We start from the raw sequence: 26,519 nt of genomic DNA, 5'->3' as shown, positions 1-26,519 counted from the left end.
AAACTTCCATGACCACCGTTATCACCCAAAGCGACCTCATCGAATCGGTCGCGGCCGCGCTCCAGTACATCAGCTACTACCATCCGGCCGACTATATCCAGCATCTGGCGCGCGCATATGAGACTGAGCAAAGTGCGGCCGCGAAGGACGCCATTGCCCAGATCCTGACGAACTCGCGCATGTGCGCGGAAGGCAAGCGTCCGATCTGCCAGGACACCGGCATCGTCAACGTGTTCCTCAAGATCGGCATGGGCGTGCGCTTCGAAGGCTTTACCGGCACCGTCACCGACGCCGTCAATGAAGGCGTGCGCCGTGCCTATGCCTTCGAGGACAACAAGCTGCGCGCCTCGATCGTGGCCGACCCTCACTTCGAGCGCAAGAACACCAAGGACAATACCCCGGCCGTGGTCCACATGGAACTGGTCGAAGGCGAGACCGTCGACGTCAAGGTCGCGGCCAAGGGCGGCGGCTCCGAGAACAAGACCAAATTTGTCATGCTCAACCCGTCCGACTCGCTGGTGGACTGGGTCATGAAGACCGTGCCGCTGATGGGTGCCGGCTGGTGCCCGCCGGGCATGCTCGGGATCGGCATCGGCGGTACCGCCGAAAAGGCGATGCTCATGGCCAAGGAGTCGCTGATGGAAGACATCGACATGTACGAGCTCAAGCAACGCGGCCCGCAAAACAAGACAGAAGAACTCCGGATCGAGCTGTGCGACAAGATCAATGCGCTGGGCATCGGCGCCCAGGGCTTGGGCGGCCTGACCACGGTGCTCGACGTGAAGATCAACATGTACCCGACCCACGCGGCCTCCAAGCCGGTGGCAATGATCCCGAACTGCGCGGCCACCCGTCACGCCCACTTCGTGCTGGACGGCTCGGGCCCCTCGTACATCGAGCCGCCTGCGCTGTCGAGCTGGCCAGACGTGCACTGGCGGCCTGACACCGAAAAGTCCAAGCGCGTCGACCTGAACACGCTGACGAAAGCGGAAGTCGCCTCGTGGACGCCGGGCCAGACGCTACTGCTGAACGGCAAGATGCTGACCGGCCGCGATGCCGCGCACAAGCGTATCCAGGACATGCTGGCCAAGGGCGAAGCGCTGCCGGTGGACTTCACCAACCGTGTCATCTATTACGTCGGCCCGGTCGATCCGGTAGGCACTGAGGTGGTTGGTCCGGCAGGCCCGACCACCGCGACCCGCATGGACAAGTTCACCGACATGATGCTGGAGAAAACCGGCCTGATCTCGATGATCGGCAAGGCCGAACGCGGCCCGATGGCGATCGAATCGATCCAGCGCCACCAGTCGGCCTACCTGATGGCCGTCGGCGGCTCGGCCTACCTGGTGTCGAAGGCAATCAAGTCGGCCACCGTGGTCGGCTTCGCCGACCTGGGCATGGAAGCGATCTACGAATTCGACGTCACCGACATGCCGGTCACGGTCGCCGTCGATTCGACCGGCACCTCGGTGCACACCACCGGTCCCAAGGAATGGGCTGCCAGGATCGAATCGCTCAAGGGCATTCCGGTCAACGCGGTGTAATCGACTCGCGGGCTGTTTCGCCAGCCCGCGTCCCTGTCCATGACCACTCCTGCCCTCCCCCCCGATGCCCCGGTCGGTATCTTCGACTCGGGCGTCGGCGGCTTTTCGGTGCTGCGCCACATCCAGGCGCAGCTGCCGCACGAACATCTCCTGTACTTCGCCGACACCAGCTTTGCCCCCTATGGCGACAAGCCCGAGCACGTCGTCATCGAACGCGTGCTGGCCGTGGCCGGCTATCTCGCGGCGCACCGCGTCAAGGCCCTGGTGGTGGCCTGCAATACCGCCACCGTTGCTGCGGTACGCGTGCTGCGCGCGCGCTATCCCGAGATGCCCATCGTTGGCGTCGAACCGGGTCTCAAACCCGCCGCGGCGGCGACCCGCACGGGCATCGTTGGCGTACTGGCCACCGAACGCACGCTGGCTGGCGAAAAATTCCTGCTGCTGCGCGACCAGATCCACCAGGCTCATGGCGCGCGCTTCTTGCTACAGCCCTGTGTCGGCCTGGCCGACCAGATCGAGTTCGGCGCGGGCGACACCCAGGCGCTCGAAGCCATGCTGCAACGCTATATCGCTCCGCTGCTGGCGCAAGGGGCAGATACCTTGGTGCTCGGCTGCACCCACTACCCGCTGGTGCAGGCCTCGATCGAGGCCGTAATCGGCCAGCATACGGCCGCAGAGGTGATGCTGATCGACACCGGCGACGCGGTGGCGCGCCAGCTGGCACGCCTGCTGGGCGCGGCCGGGCTGCTGCGCGCGGGCGACGGCCAGCCGGCGCGCCTGGACGGTTTCACCAGCGCCAGCGCGGCGGCGCTCACGGCGGCGTTCTCGACCTTGCTGGGGCAGGACCCGCCGGTACATGAAGTCGAAGCCAGCCTTTCCCGGCCGGGTTCGGCCACACCGCACATTTAGATTTGCCAGTTCGCGAAGTTGTTTGTATAATCTTGTTCTGTCGCAGCAACAACGCGGCGGATGCAAGACAGTGGTGGCTGTAGCTCAGTTGGTAGAGTCCAGGATTGTGATTCCTGTTGTCGTGGGTTCGAGCCCCATCAGCCACCCCAAGAATTCGGCAGTAAAAACAAAGGGTTACACGCTTCCAGCTTGTAGCCCTTTTGTCTTTTTGGAAGATGAATTCCAAATTTTGGAAGATCCCATATGCATCTTCGAGGTTACGGCACCTTCCAATAAACAATCTGCATGACATTACCCATACGGCTGACGATGAACCTACTTTCGGGCTTGCTTACCCCACCAGTGACGGTTTCGTTGCCGTTCAGTTTCAACGCAAAGAATTTGCACGTTCTCTTGCAGGGCGCGCTGGATGAAGAGTCAAACCCACGAGCTAGCAAGATCATCTTGGATTTCGCGAAATTAAATTTTGCTGACCCGACTGCTATCACGGTGCTGTCGAACGTCGTTGAGTATTTACGCCACAAACACGGAACCAAAGTCGTGTTTCGGAACTTTCACTTCCCAACGGAAGGGAACAAGTTCCTGGACGACTCGGCTTTTTTCTTACGTTACGTTGGAGAGCCTGTCTTCAAGGGAAGTAAGCTGCGCACTACGACATTGCCTCTCGAACTGGTGACTTACGACAGAAGTTGGTCATGGATCCACCATACGTTCGCTGAGTGGATTTCGCAACGTGTCGGGTTATCGCCCGCATCGTTTGCATCGATCTACGTTTGTTTGCAGGAGATATTTAACAATATCAGTGACCACTCTGGAGAAAAGATCGGATGTGTGTTCGCGCAGCACTATCCGCAAAAGGGCGAGGTCATGTTGACGATTTCTGACTTCGGCGTCGGGATCCCGTTTAACGTCCGTAAAGTCGAGCCGGGGATCAGCGATGCTGCGGCCCTCGCGAAGGCTGTCATTGAGGGATTCACGACTAAGAGCACCCACCGAAATCGCGGTGCTGGCCTCAATATTCTTACCCGTTACGTAGTAGAGAACAATCGTGGTAGAGTTTTCGTACAGTCTCTCAAAGGCACTTTTAATTGCATTCATGCAGCGTCGGGGGTACGCATGTCGCCTCGTACCGAAACGGTATCGTACCCTGGTACCTTGATTCAAATCACGTTCAGAACTGGTTCCTTGGAACCGATCGCGGAGAAGGAGGAGTTCGAATGGTAATCCGTGCCCTCGACATCGTTCGTCGATGTTATTCACAGGATGATGGACAGAAGATTTACGATGTGTTGTGTCCTCGGCTTACCCGGGGGGAGCGCATTGAGCTTTCGTTCGACGGGGTAGACACCGTTCCGTCTTCGTTTATCAACACATCGCTGATCAAGTTGTTGGATGTGGTCTCGTTTGACACAATCAAAACTAATCTACGCTTTGTAAACACGACGAAGCAGATTAACGAAATGATCAAGTCCAGATTCGACTTCGAGGTGAACCGCCGCCACCTCGGCACCTCCAAGTAGTACCGGCGGCGCAGCTACTGATCTATCGGACGAAGTCACTCCGTAGCGCGCCACCTTCGTTTTCCGCCTGTCGTACACTTTACGAACCATGCGATCGCTACTGTGTCCGGTAGCGTTCGTGATTGTTTCGTCCCCGTCTTCTACCCGATCCGTCACCGCCGCTGGCCGCATGTCCTTCAGCGTGAAGCGTGCGAACTCGACGCCCTCTTCCTTGGCCTTCTTCTCGGCGTGCGCCATCAGCCGGCGCAGGTTCGTATGCTGTGGTCTAATTTGCCCGCACACCTCAATAGGTGGAAAATCCATCTTCTGAGGAGTAATACATGACAGCAAGAAAACGAAAGACCTTTGATCCCAGCCTGAAGCTAGAAGTGGTTCGGATGATCAAAGAGCAAGGTCAGAGCATCCAGAACGTCAGCGAGAGCACGAACATCGGCCAGACGGCAATCCGGCGCTCGCTGGCTCAATACGGCGCTGAGCAGAGCGGCCAGCCAGGCATTGGCAAACCGCTCACCGCAGAGCAGCAAAGGATCCGGCAACTGGAGGCGGAAAATCTGCAACTCAGACAAGATGTGACCATCTTAAGAAAGGCCTCGGCCTTCTTTGCCCGCGAAATGAAATGACGTATCAAGTCGTTCGTCAGCTGCAAAAGGAGGCCATCCCCGTCCAGCACAGTTGCCGCGTCCTGGACGTCAGCCGGTCCGGTTTTTACGAGGCGCAGCGTCGTACCGCCAAGCCGGTTGTCTGCAAGGCGACCGTGCACCTGAAGGCCGCGTTCATGGCTAGCCATCAGAGCTACGGCAGCCGTCGGCTGGTCGCTGCCATGGCCAGCCAAGGCTTCAACATCGGGCGTTACAAGGTGCGCAGTTTGATGCGCAAGGCAGCCTTGAAGCCCGTCTGGAAGCGCAAATTCGTTCACACGACAGACAGCAGGCATGGCCTGCCGGTGGCCGCCAATGTGCTCGACCGGCAGTTCAATCCGACGGCGCCGAACCTGGCTTACGTCAGCGACATCACCTACATTCGCACCGGCGCTGGCTGGTTGTACCTTGCCACCGTGCTGGACCTGTACGCGCGTAAGGTGGTCGGCTGGGCCATGGCGCCGAGCATGCCCGCCAAGCTGGTCTGCGACGCCCTGAACATGGCGATTCAACAGCGGCGCCCGGCGCCCGGATTGATCGTCCATTCGGACCGGGGCAGCCAGTACGCGAGTGAGCTTTACCAAGATCTGCTGGCCGAGCACGGCTTCGTTTGCAGCATGAGCCGAAAGGGAAATTGTTGGGACAACGCCGTTGCAGAGCGCTTCTTCCTGAATCTCAAGATGGAGCGCGTATGGCAGTGGCAATACGCCAATCACGCCGAGGCCAAGGCCGACATCACCGACTACATCGTCGGACTCTACAACTGCAAGCGTATAAATTCAGCACTGGGCAACCTGCCGCCCGCCGTTTATGAACGGAAAATGGCAGTGAAAGAACCTATCGTTGTGTCCGAAATTACTTGACCACCACAGTTTTCCTCTGGCCAGTGGTCCCCCATCAGCCACCCCAAGAATTTAGCAGCAAAACAAAAGGCTTACTCAGCGATATGCGAGTAAGCCTTTTGTTTTTGGAGCAGCTTCCAGACGACGTTTTACGGCCGAGCAAGCACCACCAAATGCAAAAACCCGCCAATTGGCGGGTTTTCTATCGCTACGGCCTCGCCCATGCTATCTGCGTGGTGCGCGCCGCTTCTTCCACTCCAGCCTCGCCTACGCTATCTGCGTAGTGCGCGCCGAAGGGAATGAATAATCAGCTGGCTGATTAAATTGCGCGGATATTGCCGGCTTTTTCGCCTTTAGGTCCGGTCGAACGCTCGAACGAAACACGCTGGTTTTCGGCCAGGCTCTTGAAGCCTTCCGACTGAATGTCGCCGAAGTGGGCGAACAAGTCGCCGCCGCCTGCGTCAGGCGTGATGAAGCCGAAGCCCTTGGAATCGTTGAACCATTTTACGGTGCCGGTTTGAGTAGTCATTTGAAGTCCTTTTTTGTTTGCATAGGGCAAAAACGCCCGAGGCGCACAGTCGACCAAGAGAGGGTGTAACAGGAGGAAATCAAACGGGACCGCCGAACGGCGAACAGGAAAGAAAGACCAACAATAACAACGACTTGATGTAGTGCAGAACCGAAGATACAGGCCTTTTCGGCTTTCACCTAATGATTTCGGATTTATTTTCAAGCGCGCGCAGACTCTTGTCTCACTCATGCATACAAAGCAATGCTGTTATCATAACGGACTGCGTTACACGATCTCGGCCTGCAGCAGCATGGCGCTCCGACAATTTAAACTTAGCCAGGGCGCCGCCGCGTGGCGCGCTCGACTTTTCCACGCGCCGTAGCTATTCTCGAAGCTCCGGCAACCTTGGCGCCGCCTGCGGCCTTCCTGATGCCTCCCAGCCAGCCTGTCCCTACCCTCAGCGGCCCGCTCCCCAGCAAGCGACCGGCCGTCCAGCATGCGATCCTGGTGCTGTCCCTGTTCTGCGCCCTGCTGGTGGCGGCGCAGGCCTGGAGTGCCTGGAGTGCGCAGCGCAGCCGCCTGGCCGAGCACGCGGCCGCTACCTCGAACATGGCGGGCGCGCTAAGCGCGCAGGCCGCCGGTTCGCTCAGGATCGTCGATACAGTGCTGATGAGCGTGGTCGAGCGCGTCGAACAAGATGGCCTCGACCAGCGCGCGTCCAATCGGTTGCGCTCCCACATGCGCAATATGGTGGGCCAGGTCAAGGAGCTGCACGGATTGTTCGTCTACGGCGCCGACGGCAGCTGGCTGGTGAGCTCGCTCGACCGTCCACTTGCCGGCAACAATCAAGACCGCGACTATTTCCAGTACCACCTGAAGAACAAGGACCGCGGCACCCACATCGGCGCCCCGGTGCGCAGTCGCTCGAGCGGGGTCTGGATCTTGCCGGTGTCGCGCCGCATCGACAATCCCGACGGCAGCTTCGGTGGCGTCGCCCTCGGCTCCGTGCGTATCGATTTCTTTGCCGACCTGTACGACAGTTTCGACGTCGGCAAAGCGGGCGTGATCCTGCTCGCGCTCGACAACGGCACGGTGGTCTACCGCCGCCCCTTCAATGAAAAACTGATTGGCCAGAATATCGCCAATGGCGCAGTGTTCAAGTTGTACTGGAAAAACGGGCCGGTCGGCACCGCCATGATGCAGTCGAAGGTCGATGGCGTGGTGCGGCTGTACAGCTACCGGCACCTGGACAATTTTCCGCTGCTGGTCGCTACCGCCGAGTCAAAGCAGGAAATTCTTGCCGAATGGCAAAAATCCACCCTGCTACTGTCGGCTGTCACCGTGCTGGTGGTCCTGCTGCTGGCCGGGGTCGGCGCGCGCCTGGTGCGCCAGATGATCATCCGCAACCAAATGGAAGACGAGTTGGTGTTAGCCAAGGAGCACCTACAGGAGCGCAACCAGGAGTTGACGGTACTGGCGACCCGGGATGGATTGACGGGCATCGCCAACCGCCGGCATTTCGAGGAAACCCTGCGGCTCGAGTTGCGCCGCGCCGCGCGCACTGGGGCGCCAGTCTCGCTGCTGCTGATCGACATTGATTTCTTCAAGAAATATAACGACCGCTATGGCCATGTCGCCGGCGACGCTAGCCTGCGCCAGGTGGCAAGCGCCCTGCGCGACGGCCTCGGGCGGCCAAGCGACCAGGTGGCGCGCTATGGTGGCGAAGAGTTCGCGGTGGTCTTGCCGGGAACCGGCGCGGTCGGCGCCCGCTATGTGGCCGAGCGCCTGCGGCTGGCCGTGTTAGAGCTCGGCATCGAGCATCCCGACAACCCTGCCGGCATCGTGACCATCAGCGCTGGCGCCGCGAGCTTCCATGCGGGTCCCGGCGAAGCGGGCGATCCGGATCTGTTCGTCACCAGGGCCGACGCCCTGCTCTACCGCGCCAAGGCCGATGGACGCAACCGCGTTTGCAGCGACCTCGACAATACCGAATCGGCCGAGGCATCGTCGTTCTCCATATAGAAAAAGCGCCTGCCGGGGTAATGATCCCCACAGGCGCTTTTTGACGCTTTACGACAGTCGGTGCTCAATGCCGGTTCGGATTGTCCGGGCGGGCATCGCGCTTGTTGCGAACGCCATCGCCGTCGCGGTCGCGGTCGGCACGGTCGCGCACACCGTCGCCGTCACTGTCGCGGCCACGGCGGGCGACGCGATCGCCGCGCTGCCAGCCGCCACGCTCGAGGTACCAGCCATGACGGTCCTGGCGCCACACTGGCTGGGCGTAGACATAGCCCGGGCGCGAGCGTTCCCAGTGGCCGCGCTCCCAGGTGTGGCGACGGCCGTTCCAGGCCCAGTATCCCGGCACCCAGTCATAGCCGCGGCGCGCCGCGGGAATTGCTTCGCGCATCGGCGCAGGCGGCGCACGCTTGATGACGATCACTTCAGCGCGGCCTTGCGCCTGCGCCTCGGCCGGCGCAAGGCTGACAGTACTGATGAGCACAACTGCGGTAGCGGCAAGAATGGCCTTCATGGTGCTTCTCCTTCTGGTTTGTGTAGCAACCACTATAGCCAGACCCAGCCGCGCAACGGCGAAACGAGAGAAGTTCTTACAACCGATACATGTCGATATATAAATGTAACAGCGAGTGAGCAGTAGTCACGCCCAGCCTGGCAGTAAAAAAACAGCCGGCAATTTGCCGGCTGTTTTTTTACTGAAAGAATACCGGCAGGCCGGCTTCCAGGCGTGGATTAGTCCAGCTTCCAGGCGTAGTCGACCTTGGTCCAGGTTGCCGCAGGAGCGCCGTCCTTGGTGCCCGGCTTGAACTTGCACGACGACAGGCCCTTGATGGCTGCCTTGTCCAGGTTCTTGAAGCCGCTCGACTTTTCCAGCTTCGACTCGTTGACGGTGCCGTCGGCGCCGACCAGGAACGAAGCCGAGGTGGTGCCCTGCTCTTCGTTCATCAGCGAGGCCTTCGGGTATTCGACCGAGCATTTCTTCGGATCGAACGATGCCGGCACTTCGGCAGCGAAGGTGGCGCCAGCGGCGGTGGCGAGGGTCATTGCGGCGATCAGTTTCAGGCTCATGTTTTTCATCATTTTTCCAATAAGGTTTTGTTTAAGGTTGGCAGTCTTTACTTCTGCTGCTTGCCGGTCCGGGAACCGGCGCTTCGTCTCGCTTAGAATTCTTCCCACTCGTCGTTGCCGGCGGTGGTTGCTGCTTTCTTTGGCTTGGCGGCCGAGGTGCTTGCCGGTGCTGCCGGTGCTGGCGACGCCGCGGCAGGATTCTTGGCGGCCACTTTCTTCGGTGGCTGCGCCGGGCGCTTGACTGCCGCCGGACGCACTGCAACGGCGGTGCTGGTGGCAACCGGTGCGGCTGCTGCTGCCATCTGTTGCTCGCCTTCGGAGAGCTTGAAGATGCTCACCACGCGGGTCAGTTCGCTTGCCTGGTCTTGCATGCTCTGCGCTGCGGCCGCGGCTTCTTCGACCAGGGCGGCATTTTGCTGGGTCATGCTGTCCATCTCGATGATCGACAGATTGACTTGCTCGATGCCGGCGCTCTGCTCGGCGCTGGCGTTGGCGATTTCGCTCATGATGTCGGTCACGCGCTTGACGCTGGCCACCACTTCATCCATCGTCACGCCGGCCTGGCCGACCAGCTTGCTGCCGCGCTCGACCTTTTCGACCGAATCGCCGATCAGGGTCTTGATTTCTTTTGCCGCCGCAGCCGAACGCTGGGCCAGGTTGCGCACTTCCGATGCCACCACCGCAAAGCCACGGCCCTGCTCGCCGGCACGGGCTGCTTCTACCGCAGCGTTCAGCGCCAGGATGTTGGTCTGGAAGGCGATGCCGTCGATCACGCCGATGATGTCGGCAATCTTGCTGGCCGAGCTATTGATCTCACCCATAGTGCCGACCACTTGCGACACCACTTCGCCACCCTTGAGCGCCACGTTCGAGGCGGTTGCCGCCAGGGCGTTGGCTTCACGGGCATTGTCGGCGTTCTGCTTGACGGTCGACGTCAGCTCTTCCATCGCCGACGCAGTCTTTTCCAGCGAGCTGGCCTGCAGTTCGGTACGCGAGGACAGGTCGATGTTGCCGGCAGCGATTTCACGCGATGCGGTGCCGATGGTCTCGGTGCCGCGGCGCACTTGCTCGACGATACCGACCAGGCTGTTGCGCATTTCTTTCATTTCCACCAGCAGGCTGCCGCGGTCCGACACGTCGGTCTCGATGGCAATCGACAGGTCGCCATGGGCGATGCTGCTGGCGATGCTGGCGGTATAGGCCGGTTCGCCGCCGAGTTGCTGGCGCAGGCTGCGGCTGATCACCCAGGCTGCCGCAATGCCCAGGCCGACGGCGGCCAGCAGCATGACGATCATGAAGTTGCGGGCGTTGGCAAAGGCGTCACGGGCATCGGATGCGGCCTGGGCGTTCTGCTTCTCTTCCATGACGGACAGCTGGTCCAGCGCGTCGTTCCACTTCTTTTGCACCGGGCGCACTTCGCGAATCATGACGCGGGTGGCGTCCATCGCGTTGTTGGCCAGGTACAGTTCCGACGCCTTGGCAATGGCCGGCATGGCCACGCCTTCGAATTCCTTGATCTGGGCCAGCAGCGCCTTTTCCTTGTCGCTGGCATGGGCCGCGAAGATCGCCGAAAGCTTCTTCTGGGCTTCGTCGTACTTGCGGGTCTGTTCCTTGAACTTGTTCATCTCCGGCTCCATGTCGGCCGGGTCGGTCATCAAGGTCAGCACGCGCAGCGCAGCAACGCGCTCGCCGAGATTGTTGCGCATCTCGGTCACCAGGCCCGTCGATACGTTGTTGACGCTCACCACCTGGTCGAGGCGGTCCTGGATCTGCGACATGCGCAAGATGCCCACGCTGGTCACCGCGATCAGCAGTACCAGTACCAGCGCAAAACCGAGCGCAAGGCGGGTACCGACCTTCAAGTTATTCAAAAATGCCATTCGTATTCTTCCCTGTATCTATTGATGGAGTTCGCCCGGATCGATGCGCCGTGCGACGCGTCATGCCTCACCCAAAGACTTCGCATGTTTCCGACAGGATAAATCAAAAGTTCCGGCCGGAAAGTCGGAAATCGACCGCCCACCCCTTTTGTTTCAGCTCAACAACATATTGACACAGTTCAATATGCTTCAAAGCAAGACAAAGTATGAACCCAGTCTTGCCCGCCGGCAAGCTTTACCAAGAGTCGCTATGCATCTTGCATGGAAACTGTGGCAATTTGCCGACAGGAAACAAAAAAGCGTACCGAAGTACGCTTTTCAGAGCTCACCCGACACTGTTCAGTGCGTGTCAGGCATTCGCGCAGCCGCTTCCAGCAGCAAAGCCGGATCGCCACCGGCCAGCCGCTTCGAATCCGACAGCATCTGGCGGAAGGCGCGCGCGCCCGGCAGGCCGGTCATGATGCCGAGCATGTGCCGGGTAATGCTGTTGAGCTTGAGACCATGGGGGCCGTACTGGCGCAGCTGCTCGGCAATATACGGAATCATCGCCTCCAGCACCTGTTGCCGCGACCTGGGCGCGGCGGCGTCGCCATAGAAGCGCTGGTCCCACCCAGCCATCACCCAGGGGTTGTGGTAAGCCTCGCGCCCAAGCATGACGCCATCGACCTGCTCTAAGTGCAGGGCGATCTCGTCGTCGGTCTTGATGCCGCCATTGATGATGATTTCCAGATCCGGGAACTCGCGCTTGAGCTGGTAGGCCACCGCGTAGCGCAGCGGCGGAATCTCGCGATTCTCCTTCGGTGACAAACCCTTGAGCACGGCATTCCGGGCATGCACAATAAAGGTGCGGCAGCCGGCGTCGGCGATCGTGCCGACGAAGTCGCGCACGAAGCCATACGCTTCGTTGTCGTCGATACCGATGCGGTGCTTGACGGTGACATCGACCGACACCGCGTCGCGCATCGCCTTGACGCAGTCGGCCACCAGCGCCGGCTCGCCCATCAGGCAGGCGCCGAACGCGCCCTTCTGCACCCGCTCGGACGGGCAGCCGCAATTGAGGTTGATCTCGTCATAGCCCCACTGCTCGCCAAGCTTCGCGCTCTTGGCCAGGTCGGCCGGATCGCTGCCGCCGAGCTGCAGGGCCACCGGATGCTCGACCCCGTCGAAGCGCAGGTGGCGCTCGACGTCGCCATATACCAGCGCGCCGGTGGTGACCATCTCGGTGTACAGCCAGGTGTGGCGGGTGATCTGGCGATGGAAGACGCGGCAGTGACGGTCGGTCCAGTCCATCATGGGGGCGACCGACAGGCGCCGGCCGGGCACTTTCCCTTGCACTAACGGCGCTACCTGGGTGGCATCCTGGATTGCTTGCTTCGAATCGCTCATTTCAGCTTACGTATGTTCATGTCGATGGGCGGTCATGTGTCGGCGCTGCAGCAGGCGGCAAGACCGATGCACAGCACGGTTTGGTTGCCGTAGACCGGAGCGTGATTATACGCGAGGGCCTCGAAGGCTATACCGTGACGGCCATGCCACACTCCTGCCCTCTCCGTTAGCGCCCACACTTTGGGCCGCATGGCTGCAAGGGGGGGCAGAATTTTTTCAAACTAATCAACGAGCTATGGCCACGTGCGTCCGCTGTCTATTCGCCGGTGCGCTTAAAATGGAACGATCAAGCCCAATTCTGCCTCGTGCAGCAGGCGCACAGCGGGTGCAAAACAGCATTCACGCAACAATCGCCACGGCAGGCGGCGCCAACCATGCGACATTTGCCGCAAGGAAATTTCGGGCGTTTATAATTGCGGCTACCTATGTGACGACTCTTCCCTGAAACCGACAATTAACGATGAACGCCGGCCCTATCTCGCAACCCGACAGTCTTCTCTCTAGCCCAAGGGCCGGCGAGGCGAGAGCGACGACTGTGCCGGCAGAGCGCGCTGTAGCAATCATGCAGCCCTACTTTCTACCCTACATCGGCTACTTCCAGCTGATCACCGCCTGCGAGCTATTTGTCGTGTACGACAACATCAAATACACGAAGAAGGGCTGGATCAACCGCAACCGCATGTTGCGCAACGGCGCCGAAGCGATGTTTTCACTGCCCCTGCAGGGAGCGCCGGACCATCTCGACATTGACCAGCGCGTGCTGGAGGACTCGCCGGGCCGCCACCGCTGGCTGGCGCAACTCAAGGGCGCCTATCGGCATGCGCCTCAATTCGGCGTCACCCTGCCCCTGCTCGAGCGTATCGCCGCCTGCGATGAGGTCAACCTGTTCCGCTTTCTGCACAATGCGTTACTGGAGACCTGCGCCCATCTAGGCATTGACACGCCCATACGGGCTGCCTCGGCAGTCCCAGCGGACCATGGCCTGAAGGGCCAGGACCGGGTACTGGCCATCTGCGCTGCACTCGGCGCGCGCCGCTACGTCAATCCGATCGGGGGCACCGAATTGTATTCGCACACAGATTTTGCCCAACACGGCATCGACCTGCGCTTCCTGCGTGCGCGGCCGCTCGATTATCCGCAGGGCGGCGCGAACGCCGTGCCGTCGCTGTCGATCGCCGACGTCTTGATGTTCAACCCGCTCGAGACGGTGCGCGGCTGGGTGCGCACGCACTACGACCTTGTTCAACCCCAGCTGACCTGAGCCGAACCGCAATGTTCAAATGGACCAAACTGGGAAAGGTGTTTACTCCGCAGGAAGTCGGAGGCCGGCCGTGGCTGCGCGAATTCGCCCAGGCCCCCAGCACCCTCGTATTCGACAGTTACGTACGCGTCTATTTTTCGTGCCGCCCAGCCCCGGACGCCAAGGGCCAGTACGTGAGCTATTCGAGCTGGGTCGACCTCGACCGCCGAGACCTGTCCCGCGTGCTGCGCGTGGCCGAACAGCCGATCCTGCCGTTGGGCGGATTGGGCGAGTTCGACGAGTTCGGCATCTACCCAGTGTCGGTCATCCGGGAGCCCGGCGAGTCCGAGCTTGTGCGCGCCTACTACGCCGGCTGGACACGCTGCGAGTCGGTACCCTTTAACGTGGCGATCGGCATGGCCACCAGCATGGACGGCGGCACCACCTTCACCCGAGCCGGGCCCGGCCCAGTGCTGTCGTACAGCCAGCACGAGCCGTTCGTGCTGAGTGGCCCGAAGATCCGCCGCTTCGGTGATGACTGGACCCTGTTTTACATCGCTGGGCGCAAGTGGAAGCTGGTCGACGGCCGCGCTGAGCCGGTGTACAAGATTCGCATGGCGAGCTCCAGCGATGGTGTCGCCTGGACCCCGCTCAACCGCGACCTGATCGAGAGCCGCGTCGAGCCAGACGAGGCCCAGGCCAGCCCGGACGTTATTTATGCAAACGGCAGATACCACATGTTCTTCTGCTACCGCCACAGCAGCAACTATCGCGGCCGCGAGTTCGGCTACCGTATCGGGTATGCCTCGAGCACGGATTTGCAGCGCTGGACGCGTGTGGACGCGCGCGCCGGGCTGGACGTATCCGAAAGCGGCTGGGACGACGAAATGGTGAGCTACCCGCATGTATTTGAACTCGATGGGCGCACCTACATGGCTTACCTCGGTAACGGAGTCGGCCGACACGGCTTCGGACTGGCGGTCCTGGACGGCATCCTGGAGTAAGCCATGAGATGGAACAAGCTCGGAAAAATCTTCAATCCGCTGCAGCACCGCCTGCCGGACGGCTGCGAAACATTCGCGCAATCGCCGCAGGCGCTGGTGTGCGACGACCGTGTGCGCATTTACTTTTCGACCCGCGCGCGTGACGGCAACAGCGACGGTAACGGCGGGGCTAAATACGTCAGCCACGTGTGTTACGTCGACATGGACCGCAACATGCGCCACATCCTGGATGTCGCCAGGCACACAGTGCTAGCGCCTGGCGAACTGGGATCCTTCGATGAACACGGCATCTTCCCGCTCAACGTGCTTCGCCATGAAGGCCGGGTGCTCGGCTACAGCACTGGCTGGAACCGTCGCGTATCGGTGTCGGTCGACACTGCGATCGGCCTGCTGGAAAGCCTTGACGGCGGTCGCACTTTTCAGCGACAGGGCAGCGGCCCGGTGCTGGCAGCCTCTCTGCACGAGCCCTGCCTGGTCGGCGACGGCTTCGTGCAGGTGATCGATGGCGTGTTCCATATGTGGTACATCTTCGGCACCGGCTGGAGGCGCTACAGCCCTGCGGCCGCGCCCGACCGCACCTACAAGATTGGCCATGCGGTTTCCCACGACGGCGTGAACTGGAAAAAGGATGAAGCGCGTCAAATCATCGAAGACCGGCTCGGGCGCGACGAAAGCCAGGCGCTGCCGACCGTTGTCGAAATCGACGGCCGCCATCACATGTTTTTCTGCTACCGCGAATCCTCCGACTTTCGAACCAATCCGGACCGCGGCTATCGGATAGGCCACGCCAGTTCAAGCGACCTCGTGAACTGGGAGCGCGACGACCAGGCGATCCAGCTCGCCATCGAGCCGGGGAGCTGGGATGGCGACATGCAATGCTACCCACATGTTTTCAAGGTCGACGACCAGGTCTACCTGCTCTATAACGGCAACGCGTTCGGCCGCGAAGGTTTCGGCCTGGCGGTGCTGGAACGATGACGCACGACTTCGACATACGCACTGACAGCGCAGGTGCGGCTGACATCGAAGCGCTGCTGCGCTCATGCGACGCCGCATTCGTCCCGCCACTCTCAAGCCGCGTCGAGATCGGTGCGTATGCGCGCAAAATCGTTGATCATGCGCGCCGCATCGAAGCCTGCGAGGGCGGACGGCTGGTCGGCCTGCTCGCCATGTACTGCGATGATCTCACCACCCGCAGGGCCTTCATCACCAGCGTCAGCGTGAGCACGCCACATGCGCGGCGCGGCATTGCCGGTGCCCTGCTGCGCCAGGCCATCGAAGAGGCGCGCGCGGCCGGTATGCAAGTGCTAGCGCTGGAAACCAGCGCCGCCAATGTGGCGGCGCTGGCGCTGTACTGCAAACACGGATTCAACATTGTCAAGGCAGCTGGCGACATGTTGTGCCTGGACCTTACCCTCAGCCAAGGTAGCATCATGGACAATACACGCGACTACAATGCAGAGTCGAAAGACAGCTTCGGTCACCAATACGCCTACGGCTTTGACTTCGACGTCATGCACCCCTACATGATCAAGAGCTTCGCGCCCTGGTTCCGTCAGGGCAGCCTGCTTGAACTGGGCTGCTTCAAGGGGGCGTTGACGCGCCGCCTGCTCGAACATTCCGACGACGTCACTTGCGTCGAAGCCTCCGGCGAGGCACTGCAAGAAGCGCGTGTGCTGCTGGACGGACGCGCGACGCTGATACATGCACGCTTCGAGGCGGTGGAACTGCCGCGCCGTTACGACAATATCGTACTGACTCACGTGCTCGAGCACCTCGACGACCCGGTCGGTCTGCTACGTCGGATTAATGACGAGTGGCTGGCCCCCGGCGGGCGCTTGTTCCTGGTTTGCCCGAATGCGAACGCGCCGTCGCGCCAGATCGCAGTCAAGATGGGACTGATCGAACACAATGCCGCCGTCACCCTGGCCGAGCGCGACCATGGCCACCGCCGCACCTACAGCCTCGACACGCTCGAACGTGACGCCGTGGCCGCGGGCCTGGCGGTGCGCCAGCGTTCCGGCATCTTCTTCAAGGCGTTGGCCAATTTTCAGTGGGACCGCCTGCTGCAGACCGACATCGTCTCGCCCGCCTACCTGGATGGCTGCTATGCGCTGGGCCAGCAGTACCCCGACCTGTGCGCCAGCATTTTCCTGCTGTGCGAACAAGGCCCCGTTTCCGCACCATGAATGCCATGACGAACAAGCCGAGAAACCCACAATCCAAGGCGACCGCCGAGCAGCTCGAGCAGCATCGCCTTGCCGTGCGCCGCAACCCGCGCGATGCTAACGCCCATGCTCTGCTCGGCCTGGCGCAACTCAAATCGCGCCGGCTCGACGACGGTGTCGCTAGCCTGCGCCGCGCGCTCGAACTCAACCCGAAAGTGCGCGGCCTGCACGCCGTGCTGGCCGCCGCGTTGTTCGAGCTCGGGTGTTTCGACGCCGCCGCCGAGGCCTACCGTAATGCGCTGCGCTTCCAGGACGATGCCGACCTGCACCAGGGACTGGCCGATACCCTGTTGTCCCTTGAGCGCGGTAGCGAGGCTGAAGCCCCAGCGCGGCGCGCGGTCGCACTGTCGCCGGACAGCATACCGTGTCTGCTCAGCCTTGGAAATGTTCTTCACGCCGTAAAGCAGCATGCCGAAGCCGCCGCAGTATTCGAGCACGTATTGGCGCTCGACCCCGGCCAGGTGGCGGCCCGCCAGGACCTCGGGTTGATGCTCGCCACCCTCGGGCGCCATGCTGACGCTGCCAACTGTTTCCGTGCCGTGCTTGAGAGCCAGCCGGACAACGTCGCGGCACTGCTGCAGCTCGGCCACAGCCACATGAGGCGAAGGCAGCATGAAGAAGCCGTGCGCTACTTCGCCCGCGTGAGCGAGCTGCTACCGGAGCGGGTCGACGTGCTGTCGGATCTGGCGCACGCGCTGCGTCAGAAAGGCGACTTGGCCGGCGCCTCCGCCCTGCTGCGGCGTGCGCTGCAGCAGGCACCCGACAATACCGATCTCATCTATGGCTTGTTGTCCGCCTGTTTCGGCATGGGCGAGTGGGAATTGGCCATGCAACTGGCACGGCAGGCACTGGACGCCCGCCCTTCAGCAGCAGCGCACAGTGTCGTGTTATTCATCCTGAGCCACTGCTGCACCGATGCCGACGAACTGACCCGCGAACATTTCGCTTTCGCGAAGCGCTGGGAGACTGGCCTGCGACCACTACGCCAACCGCACACCAACGACCGCGACCCACGGCGGCGGCTGCGCATCGGCATGGTGTCGGGCGACCTGTACGATCATGCAGTGACGAACTTTGTCGCCCCTGTCTTCGCAGCCTTCAAGGAAAGCGACGGGGTCGAGCTGTACGCCTACTATAACAACAGCATCGAAGATGCGATGACAGAGCAGTTGCGCGGCTTGGCGGCAGCATGGTGCAATATTCAGAACCTCGATGACGAAGCGGCCGAACGGCTGATCCGGGAAGACGGGATCGACATCCTGATCGACCTGTCCGGCCATTCGGCACTCAACCGCCTGTCATTGTTCGCACGCAAACCGGCGCCGCTGCAGGCCACCTGGATCGGGTATGCCGGCACGACCGGTCTGGAAGCGATGGATTACATCTTGTGCGATCAATTCCAGGTTCCTGAAGAACGACACGACAACCAGTTCTCGGAACAGATCGTGCGCCTGCCTTTGGGCGCGCCGTTCATGTCCGCCAGCTATTCGCCCCCGGTCAACCCGCTGCCTGCCCTGCGCAACGGCTATATCACTTTCGGCAGCTTTCACCGCGTGAGCAAGCTCAACCGAGAGGTAATCCGCCAGTGGTCGAAGCTGCTTCATGCGATACCGAACGCGAAAATGCTGCTAGGCGGAATGCAGATGGGGTCCGCCGATACCTTGATCGATTGGTTTGCCGAGCACGGTATCGTCGGCGACCGCCTGATCCTGCGCCAGCGAACCCATGTTTACGGATTCCTGGAACAGCATCACGAGGTCGACGTTTGCCTCAGCCCCTTCCCATACAGCGGATCGACCACCATCGGCCATGCGGCGTGGATGGGCGTGCCGACGCTGGCCACCGTCGGCTCGACCAACCCCAGCTATGGCGCGGCATCCTTCCTTGCCCACCTCGGGCTGAGCAATTTCATTGCCGACGATGAAGCGGCCTACGTCGCCCTCGGCGTGTACCTGTCGCAGAACCCCAGCGCATTGGCGAGCCTGCGGGCGACCATGCGCGAACGCTTCAACAATTCGCTGCTTGGCCATCCAGGCGTGACGGCGATGGGGCTGGAATGCGCTTTGCGCAAGATATGGGAACGCTGGTGCAATGGCGAGCATCCTGCTCCATTGCGCGTGCGCCTTTCCGACCTGGCACGGGCGTCAAGCTAAGCCTCTGCCTCGACCAGGATAACGCCGCCCCATGGGCGGCGTACCATCCTGGTACCGACGGCACGGACAAACCGACATCATTTCGTTGCGATGGAAAAATAATTCAAATAATTTCCATGCCGCACTTAATTCTTCAAGGAAACTTGTCGCCTTGTATTTGTGAGAGCGAGTGACGCACTCGAAACCGAATTCACAAATCAGGAGCTACCATGCTGAGCCTTCACACCAACAACGCTGCACTGTCCGCGCAAAACTCGATCAGCCGCACCCAGAGCTCCCTGTCGACCTCGATGACCCGCCTGTCGACCGGCTACCGCATCAACTCGGCCATGGACGACGCCGCCGGCCTGCAAATCGCTTCGCGTCTGAAAGCCCAGACCTCGGGCATGACCGTTGCCATGCGCAACACCCAGAACTCGACCTCGATGCTGCAGACTGCCGAAGGCGCGCTGGACGAAGTGAGCAACATGCTGGTCCGCATGAAAGACCTGGCCACCCAGGCTGCCGATGCCTCATCGACCGCCAACGACAAGACCGCCATGCAGTCTGAATTCGACGCACTGGGTCTGGAACTGAAGAACGTCCTGCAGAACACCACCTTCGGCGGCACCAAGTTGCTGGTGGGCGGCACCGTCGGCAGCGCGGCGATGACCTTCCAGATCGGAGCATCGTCGAGCGAAACCATGACGGTCAACCTGACTGCCGACATGACTTCGATGGCGACCGACGTCAGTAACGCAACCTCGAACTACACCACCACCGCTACCGGTACAGAATTGACCGGCACCGCCAACGCCACCATTGGCAAGCTGGAAACTGCGCTGGCCTCGGTCAACAAGGTCCGCTCGGGCCTGGGCGCTGCCGCCAACCGTCTCGAACACGTGTACAACAACCTGTCGAACATCAGCACCAACAGCAAGGCCGCCGCTGGCCTGATCATGGACGTCGACTTCGCCACCGAAAGCGCCAACATGACCTCGAACCAGATGCTGCTGCAAGCCGGCACCGCCATGCTCAAGCAATCGAACAGCATGTCGTCGATGGTCATGTCGCTGCTGCAGTAATAGGTCTTCGTCCGGACTCGTCCGGACAGGAATAGCCAAGGGCCAACCGCAGTGCCGGTTGGCCCTTTTTTATTTCACCGTATACTCCCCCTTTATTTGGGTCCGATCATGGTCATCTCTGTGTCCCTCGCTCCTTCGCTCATTCCGGCCCTCGCTCCGCTGACGCAACGCTTGCGCAATAGCGAACCGGGGATCCTTCCTGCGGCCATTGCCGTCGTTACCGAAGCCGAACTGGCCCTGCCGGTGTCAAAGGCGCAGGCCAGTGTGGCCGCGCCAGGCGCCGGCGCGGACGACGCGGCCGCGCTGCGTCCAGACCAGCTTTTCATGGCGAGCCGGATGGGTTACCCTGCCCTAGATGGCCGTGCGCTGGCGTCCAGTTGGCGGGCGATGGTGCGCACCTATGGTGAGCAGCAAGCGCGCCGCGACCTGCAGGCGAGCGCCGGCGCCATGCCACCGCTTCAGCTGGCGGCCGGCCAGCAGGGCCAGGTCGTCAACCTGCCGCAAGCCCACCACCTGCTCGCGGCCGACGCCTGGCGCTTCACCGTGCACGCAGGCAGCGCGCTGGCCCATCATCTCGAAGTCGTGGCCGAAAAAGAAGACGCGGCACCGGGCCGTCGCAAGCGCGCGCGTTACGGGCTGCGCCTGGAACTGAGCCTGCCTGATGGCACACGCGTGGTGGTACAGGTTGAACCGGTGCCGGGAGGGATTGCGTTGGAATTATGTGCGCAAGGCGCCGCGCCGCTGGAGCGCCTGCGCGCCCTGCAGCCGGCGCTGGAACAGGCCGTCGCCCGGACCGGGCTGCAGGTGGTGCGCTGGCGCTTCCGCGATTCGCTCCCGCCGGGAAATGTACACGCAACGATGGTGGCCGGCGACGCCTCGAGTGCTCTGAGCCTGCCGGTGTTCCGCGCGCTTGCGGAGCTTGCTCTGGTGCTTCCCGCCGTGGACGAAACCAGCACGTAGTTGCGTGCCAGCCCGCCGAACGCTGCCTGACAAGGCGCACCGGTTTACCTGTCAGCGTATATTCGCGCCGACAGCGCCGGTCGAAGCGGCGCTGTTGCCAACGATTGCCTAAGCGGCCACTTTGCGACGCGGTATGACTGCACAGGCGAACCCAGCTTCTCCGAGCTGTACATTGGCGCCGGCCCACACCGCGGATGTGCCTGCGACGTCAATGAATTCGCATGGATTTGCACACTGGTTTCCGATGCAGAACACCAGCTCCCCGCGTGCTCTCGGGGTCCCGACGTCAATGCAAGGTGGAGCTCGAGGTGCCCTGCCAGCCAGGCAATGTCTTTTAACACTGGCAGGCAAATATCACGCTTCGCAGCGTGATGCGCCGGCCTGGATAATCAGCTGCGTCACCCGCTCGATGTCCGCGTCGTCTAGCCCCGGGTATATGGGAAGGCACAATACGCTGCGCGCGGCGTTCCAGGCCACAGGCAGGTTGTCGCTGCGCGCCGACGGCAAACCACGGTACATCGGGAATTCCGTAATAAGGGGAAAGAAATACCGTCGTGCGTAAATTTCCTGGTCTCTCAGTAACTGGTACAGCTCGTCACGGACGAGCTGATAGTCCGGGCCCACCAGGATCGGAAAATAGGAATAATTGGCGGCGGTTTCGGCGCCATCGCCAAGGCACCGGATTCCCCTCACCTGCGCGAGGCGCGAGCGATAGGCCGCGTCGATTTCCTTGCGCCGTGCAATGGCTTGCCCGAGGTATTGCAGCTGCAGCAATCCGAATGCAGCATTGATCTCGCTCATCTTGCCGTTGATCCCCGCAGCGACGACGGTCACCTCGTCGACGAATCCAAAATTCTTCAGATGGTCAATGCGCTGCTTGGTCTTGGCATCGGGACAAATGATCGCACCGCCTTCGAATGTATTGAAGACCTTGGTCGCATGAAAGCTGAGCACTGAAAGGTCCCCGTGCCGCAGTACGCTGCCGCCCTCGTCGCGTACGCCGAACGCGTGGGCTGCATCGTAGATAATCTTCAGGTTGTAATTGTCGGCGATGCGCTGGATGGCGGCGACATCGCAGGGGCGGCCGTAGCAATGCACCGGCATGATCGCGGTGGTCTGCGGTGTAATCGCAGCTTCGATCTTTGCCGGATCAAGATTGAGCGTGATTGGATCGATGTCGACGAACACTGGCTTGATGCCGTTCCACTGCAGCGAGTGGGCTGTTGCGACGAAGGAATATGGTGTCGTGATGACTTCGCCTGTGATCCGCTGGGCCTGGAGCGCAGTCACGAGCGCGATCGTTCCGTTCGAAAACAGCGCCAGGTGTTCGACGCCGAGGTAGTCGCACAGGGCCGCTTCGAGCTGCTGGTGGAAGGGGCCACCGTTGGTGAGTATCTTGTTATCCCAGATCTGCCGCAGGTAATCGTGAAATTCTTCCAGCGGCGGCAGATAAGGTTGGGTTACATAAATCGGTTTATTGGTGCTCATGTCGGGTCCGGTCGATTTGCTCGCATTTTAGTGGCGCCCTGTTCAATTCACCGGTGACAGAATGGTCAGCCCACTGTACCGACGATCGACACATCGTGGTTTTCCGGAATTTCGTTATACGACAGCACGTGCAGGCCGGGCGCGAACAGGCGCGCATAGCGCGCCAGCAGCGGACGCACCTGCGGCAGCACCAGCAGCAGCGGCGGCGTGCGCTGTCCCTTCATCTGCTCGCGCGCGACCGGCATGTTGATCTGCAGTTGCGACAGCAGCTGCGGGTCGATCGGGTAATTGTCGAGCGCTACCTTGCCGCCGCCGTTCTGGCGTGCCTGGTTCAGTGAACCGAGCAGCATGTTTTCCAGCTCGGCCGACAGGTTAAACGCCGGCATGTCCTTCTTCTTGCCGAACACGCTAGACACGATCTGGCGCCGCAGCGCGCAGCGCACTTCGGCCGCCAGCAGGATCGGGTCCTTGGTGGTTTCCGAACTGTCCAGCAGCGTGGTGGCAATCACCACGATGTCCTTGAGCGACACCCCTTCTGCCAGCAGCACGCGGAACACTCGCAGCAGCTGGGTGTGGGTCAGCGCTTTCTCCAGCGCGCCTGCCAGCTTGGGCGACAGGGCGCTCAGGCGTTCCATGATCGCCGGCACGTCTTCGTGGCGGAACAGCTCGTGCAGGTATTCGCGCACCACCTTCGAGGCATGGGTGGCGATCGCGCTTGGCACCTCCACCACCTGGTAACCCAGTCCCAGCGCATGGCCTTTCTGGGCCGGGTCGATCCAGGTAATGGCCATGCCGTAGGCCGGTTCGATGCCCGGGATGCCGTCGATGTCGCCGTACACGCTCGGCGACGGGATCGCCATCAGGTGGTCGGGCATGACTTCGGCTTCGGCCACCACGATGCCCGACAGGCTGATCGCGTATTGCGAGGGACGCAGCGCCAGGTCGTCGCGCACGCCGATCGCGGGCAGCAGCATGCCCATCTGCTCCGACAGGCTCTGGCGCACGCCCTTGATGCGCTTCGATAATGGCTCGCCCTGGGCGCGGTCGATCATGCCGACCAGCTTGTAGCCGACCGAGACCGAAATCGGCTGCACCACCGGCAGCGCCTGCCAATCGAGTTCCGGCGCGCGCTCGTCGCGCAGCGCCGCCTCGATCGCGGCCACGCCCGAGGTGTCGGGCGGCGCTACGCGCTTGTTCAGGCGCCAGCCGACATAGATCAGGGCGCCGGCGAAGGCGAAGAACGGCGTCTTCGGCATGCCCGGCACCAGCGCCAGCACGATCATCACGCCCGCAGCCGAATACAGCACCGCCGGCTGGGCCAGCAGCTGGCCGCTGACCTGCTGCTCGAAGTCGCCCGATTCGCCGATACGGGTCACCAGGATCGCGGCCGCGGCCGACAGCAGCAGCGCCGGGATCTGGCCGACCAGGCCATCGCCAATCGTCAGCAGCGCGTAGACCTTGAACGATTCGCCCAGTGCCAGGTCGTGCATCAGCGCCCCGATCGCGATACCGCCGACCAGGTTGATGATCAGGATCAGGATCGAGGCGACCGCGTCGCCGCGCACGAACTTCGAGGCGCCGTCCATGGCGCCGTAGAAATCGGCTTCGGCCGCCACGTCGCGGCGCCGCACCACGGCCTGCTCCTGGTTGATCAGGCCCGCGTTCAGGTCGGCGTCGATCGCCATCTGCTTGCCCGGCAGCGCATCGAGGGTGAAGCGCGCCGACACTTCCGAGATGCGCTCGGCGCCCTTGGTCACGACCACGAAGTTAATGATCATCAGGATCACGAACACCACCAGGCCGACCACGAAATTGCCGCCGATGACGACGTTACCAAAGGCCTCGATCACGTGGCCGGCGGCGGCCGTGCCTTCGTGGCCGTTGAGCAGAACGACGCGGGTCGACGCCACGTTCAGCGCCAGGCGCAGCAGCGTGGTGCCCAGGATCACGGTCGGGAACACCGAGAAGTCGAGCGGGCGCCTGGCCGTCACCGACACCAGGATCACGATCAGCGCCAGCACGATGTTAAAGGTGAACAGCACGTCCAGCACGAACGGCGGCAGCGGCAGCATGATCATCGCCAGCAGCGCGATCAGGAAGATCGGGCCGGCGAACTTGTGGCGCCGCAGTTCGGACAGGAAGGATTTCAGGGCAATCATGCAGGGACCTCGCTCAGGTGAGATGGAACGACCACCTCGTTGGGGAACCGTGGGGGCGCGGGGCGCCGGCCTGCACGGAACGCATTTAGTTGTAACACGTAGTTCAATACCTGCGATACCGCCTGGTACAGCTGGGCCGGGATCTGCTGCTGCACCTGGCTGGTGTTGTAGATCGCACGCGCCAGCGGCGGCAGCGAAATGGTTTCGATCTGGTGCTCGAGCGCGACGCGGCGGATATAGAGCGCCATTTCGTCCACGCCCTTGGCCACCACGAACGGCGCTTCGGCGCGGTTGGTATCGTACTTGAGCGCAACCGCGTAATGTTCCGGGTTGACGATGATCACATCGGCCGTCGGCACGGTCTTGCGCACGCCGCGCTGGGCCAGCTGGTTCTGCAGCTGGCGAATGCGCTGCTTCACTTCCGGCCGGCCCTCGTTGCCCTTGTGTTCTTCTTTCAGCTCCTGCTTGCTCATGCGCTGGTTTTTCGTGAACAGGAACGCCTGCACCGGAACGTCCAGCAGCGCGAACACGATGAACACGGTCACCATCGCCATCAGGCCGTCGAGCATCAGCGCACTACCGGCGGCCAGCGCGTCCGCCAGCGGCATGCGCTGCAATTCCACGTAGGCCTTCATGCTGGCGCGGGACACATGCACCAGCACGAAGCCCAGCACCACTGCCTTGGCAGCCGAGGTGATGAAACCGACCCAGTGCTTCTGCTTGAACAGGTTGCCCAGGTTGGCCATTGGGTTCAGGCGGCTGAACTTGGGCGCCAAGTTCTTGCGGGAGGCAACGAAGCCGCCCGGGATCATGCCGGCCACCACGATCGCGAACGGCACCACCGCCAGCGGCAGCACCATCTTGGCCAGCAGCAGCAGCGCGCCCGAGAACACGACCGACATCGCATTCTCGATCGCCCCGGCTTCTCCCAGCGGCACGAATGCCATGCGAAACAGCGTGCGGAACGACTCCATGTAACCGGGCAGCATCAAGGAAAACACCTTCAGGCTGCACAAGATGCCAACCGCGGTGGCGAGGTCGCGCGAGCGCACGACCTGGCCCTCGGAGCGCGCTTTCTTGAGCTTTTGCGCTGAGGGCTTTTCGGTCTTGTCGCCACCGGTGCCGCTATCGGCCATGCGCAATCCTCATCTGTTGCTGCAGCATTTCCAGGATCTGGTTGGTCATCGCGATGTAATGCTCGGGGATGAAACGCACTATCTGCACCAGCATCAGGAGCCCGAAGATCGTCACCAGCGAAAAGCCCAGCGAGAACAGGTTCAGGCTCGGCGCGACCCGGTTCAGGAAACCGAAGCCGATCTGCACCACCATGGTCGAGAACACGATGGGCAGCGCCAGCAGCATCGCCGCGGAAAATACCCATGCCAGGTTGAGCGCCACCGCCTCGAGCAGCATCGGCGCATAGCCGCCACCGACTGGCCAGGCCTTGAAGCTCTGTCCGAGCACGCCCATCAGCACCAGGTGGCCGTCGATCCCGAAGAACACCAGGATTGCCAGCAGCGAGAGCAGGCTCGAGACGACGTCGGAAGCCTGGCCGTTGACCGGATCGTTCATCTGCGCCATCGAGAAGCCCACCTGGCTCGAGGCCAGGAAGCCCAGCATCGTGATGACAGCCATCGCGAACTGCAGCGCCAGCCCGATCACGCCGCCGATGATGGCCTGCTCGATCATGGCCAGCACGCCGGCCAGCGAGAACGGATCGGGCATCGCGCCGCCACGGGTCATGGGCAGCATCATGAAGGCCAGGGCCACCGACAGCAGCGCGCGCACCGGCACCGACACGGTGCCCTCGCCCAGCACCGGAGCGGTCGAAAGCATCGCCATGATGCGGCAGAACGGCCACCACAGGGCGCCGATCAGGGGCATCAGGTAACTGACCAGCTCCATCGTG

The 26,519-nt window shown here is 61.8% G+C and carries 23 protein-coding genes and 1 tRNA gene; 14 read left to right on the top strand and 10 right to left on the bottom strand.

Features of this window, described 5'->3' with window-relative positions; translation table 11 throughout:
• Positions 1 to 8: 8 nt before the first annotated feature.
• The 5 genes from NRS07_RS06375 (at position 9) to NRS07_RS20340 (ending at position 3,973) form a co-directional block, all read left to right on the top strand.
• Positions 9 to 1,544, top strand: coding sequence for a fumarate hydratase (locus NRS07_RS06375; RefSeq protein WP_259211911.1), 1,536 nt, complete (start codon positions 9 to 11; stop codon positions 1,542 to 1,544).
• Between the two features lie 39 nt (positions 1,545 to 1,583).
• A complete protein-coding gene (gene murI, locus NRS07_RS06370) occupies positions 1,584 to 2,453 on the top strand; it encodes a glutamate racemase (RefSeq protein WP_259211909.1) in 870 nt (289 codons plus the stop codon).
• Positions 2,454 to 2,526: 73 nt separating this feature from the next.
• Positions 2,527 to 2,602 (top strand) — tRNA-His (locus NRS07_RS06365).
• A 136-nt stretch (positions 2,603 to 2,738) separates the two neighbouring features.
• Positions 2,739 to 3,677 carry an ATP-binding protein gene (locus tag NRS07_RS06360; RefSeq protein WP_259211907.1) on the top strand — a complete coding sequence of 313 codons (939 nt, stop codon included), beginning with the start codon at positions 2,739 to 2,741 and terminating at the stop codon, positions 3,675 to 3,677.
• Positions 3,671 to 3,973, top strand: a complete 303-nt coding sequence (locus NRS07_RS20340) for an STAS-like domain-containing protein (protein ID WP_373889861.1) — start codon at positions 3,671 to 3,673, stop codon at positions 3,971 to 3,973. Before NRS07_RS06360 ends, NRS07_RS20340 begins: the two co-directional genes overlap by 7 nt.
• Here the strand turns inward: NRS07_RS20340 and NRS07_RS06355 are convergent.
• Positions 3,878 to 4,210 carry a hypothetical protein gene (locus NRS07_RS06355; protein ID WP_259211904.1) on the bottom strand — a complete coding sequence of 111 codons (333 nt, stop codon included), beginning with the start codon at positions 4,208 to 4,210 and terminating at the stop codon, positions 3,878 to 3,880. The two genes, NRS07_RS20340 and NRS07_RS06355, sit on opposite strands and share 96 nt — an antisense overlap.
• Before the next feature lie 83 nt (positions 4,211 to 4,293).
• On the opposite strand from NRS07_RS06355, the gene NRS07_RS06350 reads away from it, so the two are divergent.
• Positions 4,294 to 5,474, top strand: a protein-coding gene (locus NRS07_RS06350) for an IS3 family transposase (RefSeq protein ID WP_259211902.1) whose coding sequence is annotated in 2 segments (ribosomal slippage) — positions 4,294 to 4,543 and positions 4,543 to 5,474 — 1,182 coding nt in all. Because the reading frame shifts where the segments join, the coding sequence is not laid out codon by codon here.
• 298 nt (positions 5,475 to 5,772) lie between these two features.
• Here the strand turns inward: NRS07_RS06350 and NRS07_RS06345 are convergent.
• A complete protein-coding gene (locus NRS07_RS06345; protein WP_171085897.1) occupies positions 5,773 to 5,982 on the bottom strand; it encodes a cold-shock protein in 210 nt (69 codons plus the stop codon).
• 411 nt (positions 5,983 to 6,393) lie between these two features.
• Here NRS07_RS06345 and NRS07_RS06340 point away from each other — a divergent pair, with 411 nt between their 5' ends.
• On the top strand, positions 6,394 to 7,986 hold the full coding sequence (locus tag NRS07_RS06340; protein WP_259211899.1) for a sensor domain-containing diguanylate cyclase: 1,593 nt from the start codon (positions 6,394 to 6,396) through the stop codon (positions 7,984 to 7,986).
• Positions 7,987 to 8,050: 64 nt separating this feature from the next.
• Here NRS07_RS06340 and NRS07_RS06335 read toward each other — a convergent pair whose 3' ends face one another.
• The 4 genes from NRS07_RS06335 to dusA form a co-directional block, all read right to left on the bottom strand.
• Positions 8,051 to 8,494 (bottom strand): YXWGXW repeat-containing protein, encoded by a 444-nt coding sequence (locus tag NRS07_RS06335; protein ID WP_259211898.1) that lies wholly within the window; start codon positions 8,492 to 8,494, stop codon positions 8,051 to 8,053.
• A gap of 218 nt (positions 8,495 to 8,712) precedes the next feature.
• Positions 8,713 to 9,048: an energy transducer TonB gene (locus NRS07_RS06330; protein WP_373889860.1), complete on the bottom strand. Its 336-nt coding sequence runs from the start codon at positions 9,046 to 9,048 to the stop codon at positions 8,713 to 8,715.
• A 92-nt stretch (positions 9,049 to 9,140) separates the two neighbouring features.
• Positions 9,141 to 10,928, bottom strand: coding sequence for a methyl-accepting chemotaxis protein (locus NRS07_RS06325; RefSeq protein WP_259211896.1), 1,788 nt, complete (start codon positions 10,926 to 10,928; stop codon positions 9,141 to 9,143).
• A 339-nt stretch (positions 10,929 to 11,267) separates the two neighbouring features.
• Positions 11,268 to 12,314 (bottom strand): tRNA dihydrouridine(20/20a) synthase DusA, encoded by a 1,047-nt coding sequence (gene dusA / locus NRS07_RS06320; protein WP_259211895.1) that lies wholly within the window; start codon positions 12,312 to 12,314, stop codon positions 11,268 to 11,270.
• A 562-nt stretch (positions 12,315 to 12,876) separates the two neighbouring features.
• Here dusA and NRS07_RS06315 point away from each other — a divergent pair.
• From NRS07_RS06315 to NRS07_RS06285, 7 genes are all read left to right on the top strand, one after another.
• Complete coding sequence (locus NRS07_RS06315) at positions 12,877 to 13,575, top strand: WbqC family protein (RefSeq protein ID WP_259211894.1); 699 nt, start codon at positions 12,877 to 12,879, stop codon at positions 13,573 to 13,575.
• An 11-nt stretch (positions 13,576 to 13,586) separates the two neighbouring features.
• Complete coding sequence (locus NRS07_RS06310; protein ID WP_259211893.1) at positions 13,587 to 14,558, top strand: hypothetical protein; 972 nt, start codon at positions 13,587 to 13,589, stop codon at positions 14,556 to 14,558.
• A gap of 3 nt (positions 14,559 to 14,561) precedes the next feature.
• On the top strand, positions 14,562 to 15,536 hold the full coding sequence (locus tag NRS07_RS06305) for a hypothetical protein (protein ID WP_259211890.1): 975 nt from the start codon (positions 14,562 to 14,564) through the stop codon (positions 15,534 to 15,536).
• Positions 15,533 to 16,747 carry a GNAT family N-acetyltransferase gene (locus NRS07_RS06300; protein ID WP_259211888.1) on the top strand — a complete coding sequence of 405 codons (1,215 nt, stop codon included), beginning with the start codon at positions 15,533 to 15,535 and terminating at the stop codon, positions 16,745 to 16,747. Before NRS07_RS06305 ends, NRS07_RS06300 begins: the two co-directional genes overlap by 4 nt.
• 5 nt (positions 16,748 to 16,752) lie before the next feature.
• Positions 16,753 to 18,939: a tetratricopeptide repeat protein gene (locus NRS07_RS06295; protein ID WP_259211885.1), complete on the top strand. Its 2,187-nt coding sequence runs from the start codon at positions 16,753 to 16,755 to the stop codon at positions 18,937 to 18,939.
• Positions 18,940 to 19,148: 209 nt separating this feature from the next.
• Entirely contained in the window at positions 19,149 to 20,003 is an 855-nt protein-coding gene (locus NRS07_RS06290; RefSeq protein ID WP_259211883.1) for a flagellin, read from the top strand.
• 120 nt (positions 20,004 to 20,123) lie between these two features.
• Positions 20,124 to 20,963, top strand: coding sequence for a hypothetical protein (locus tag NRS07_RS06285; protein ID WP_259211882.1), 840 nt, complete (start codon positions 20,124 to 20,126; stop codon positions 20,961 to 20,963).
• 354 nt (positions 20,964 to 21,317) lie between these two features.
• Here NRS07_RS06285 and NRS07_RS06280 read toward each other — a convergent pair whose 3' ends face one another.
• The 4 genes from NRS07_RS06280 to fliR all read right to left on the bottom strand — a co-directional run bounded on the left by NRS07_RS06280 (position 21,318) and on the right by fliR (position 26,515).
• The gene (locus NRS07_RS06280) at positions 21,318 to 22,451 is read right to left on the bottom strand and encodes a DegT/DnrJ/EryC1/StrS aminotransferase family protein (RefSeq protein ID WP_259211881.1); all 1,134 of its coding nucleotides are present in this window, start codon (positions 22,449 to 22,451) and stop codon (positions 21,318 to 21,320) included.
• A 65-nt stretch (positions 22,452 to 22,516) separates the two neighbouring features.
• Positions 22,517 to 24,610 carry a flagellar biosynthesis protein FlhA gene (locus tag NRS07_RS06275; RefSeq protein WP_259211880.1) on the bottom strand — a complete coding sequence of 698 codons (2,094 nt, stop codon included), beginning with the start codon at positions 24,608 to 24,610 and terminating at the stop codon, positions 22,517 to 22,519.
• Positions 24,607 to 25,746: a flagellar biosynthesis protein FlhB gene (locus NRS07_RS06270; RefSeq protein WP_259211879.1), complete on the bottom strand. Its 1,140-nt coding sequence runs from the start codon at positions 25,744 to 25,746 to the stop codon at positions 24,607 to 24,609. Before NRS07_RS06270 ends, NRS07_RS06275 begins: the two co-directional genes overlap by 4 nt.
• Complete coding sequence (fliR, locus tag NRS07_RS06265; protein WP_259211878.1) at positions 25,736 to 26,515, bottom strand: flagellar biosynthetic protein FliR; 780 nt, start codon at positions 26,513 to 26,515, stop codon at positions 25,736 to 25,738. Before fliR ends, NRS07_RS06270 begins: the two co-directional genes overlap by 11 nt.
• Positions 26,516 to 26,519 lie beyond the last annotated feature (4 nt).

Origin of the sequence: Massilia sp. H6, from assembly GCF_024802625.1 — a bacterium.
Taxonomy (GTDB): domain Bacteria; phylum Pseudomonadota; class Gammaproteobacteria; order Burkholderiales; family Burkholderiaceae_D; genus Telluria.
The sequence above is the reverse complement of the archived record's forward strand: the minus strand, read 5'-3'. Positions and strand labels throughout refer to the sequence as shown.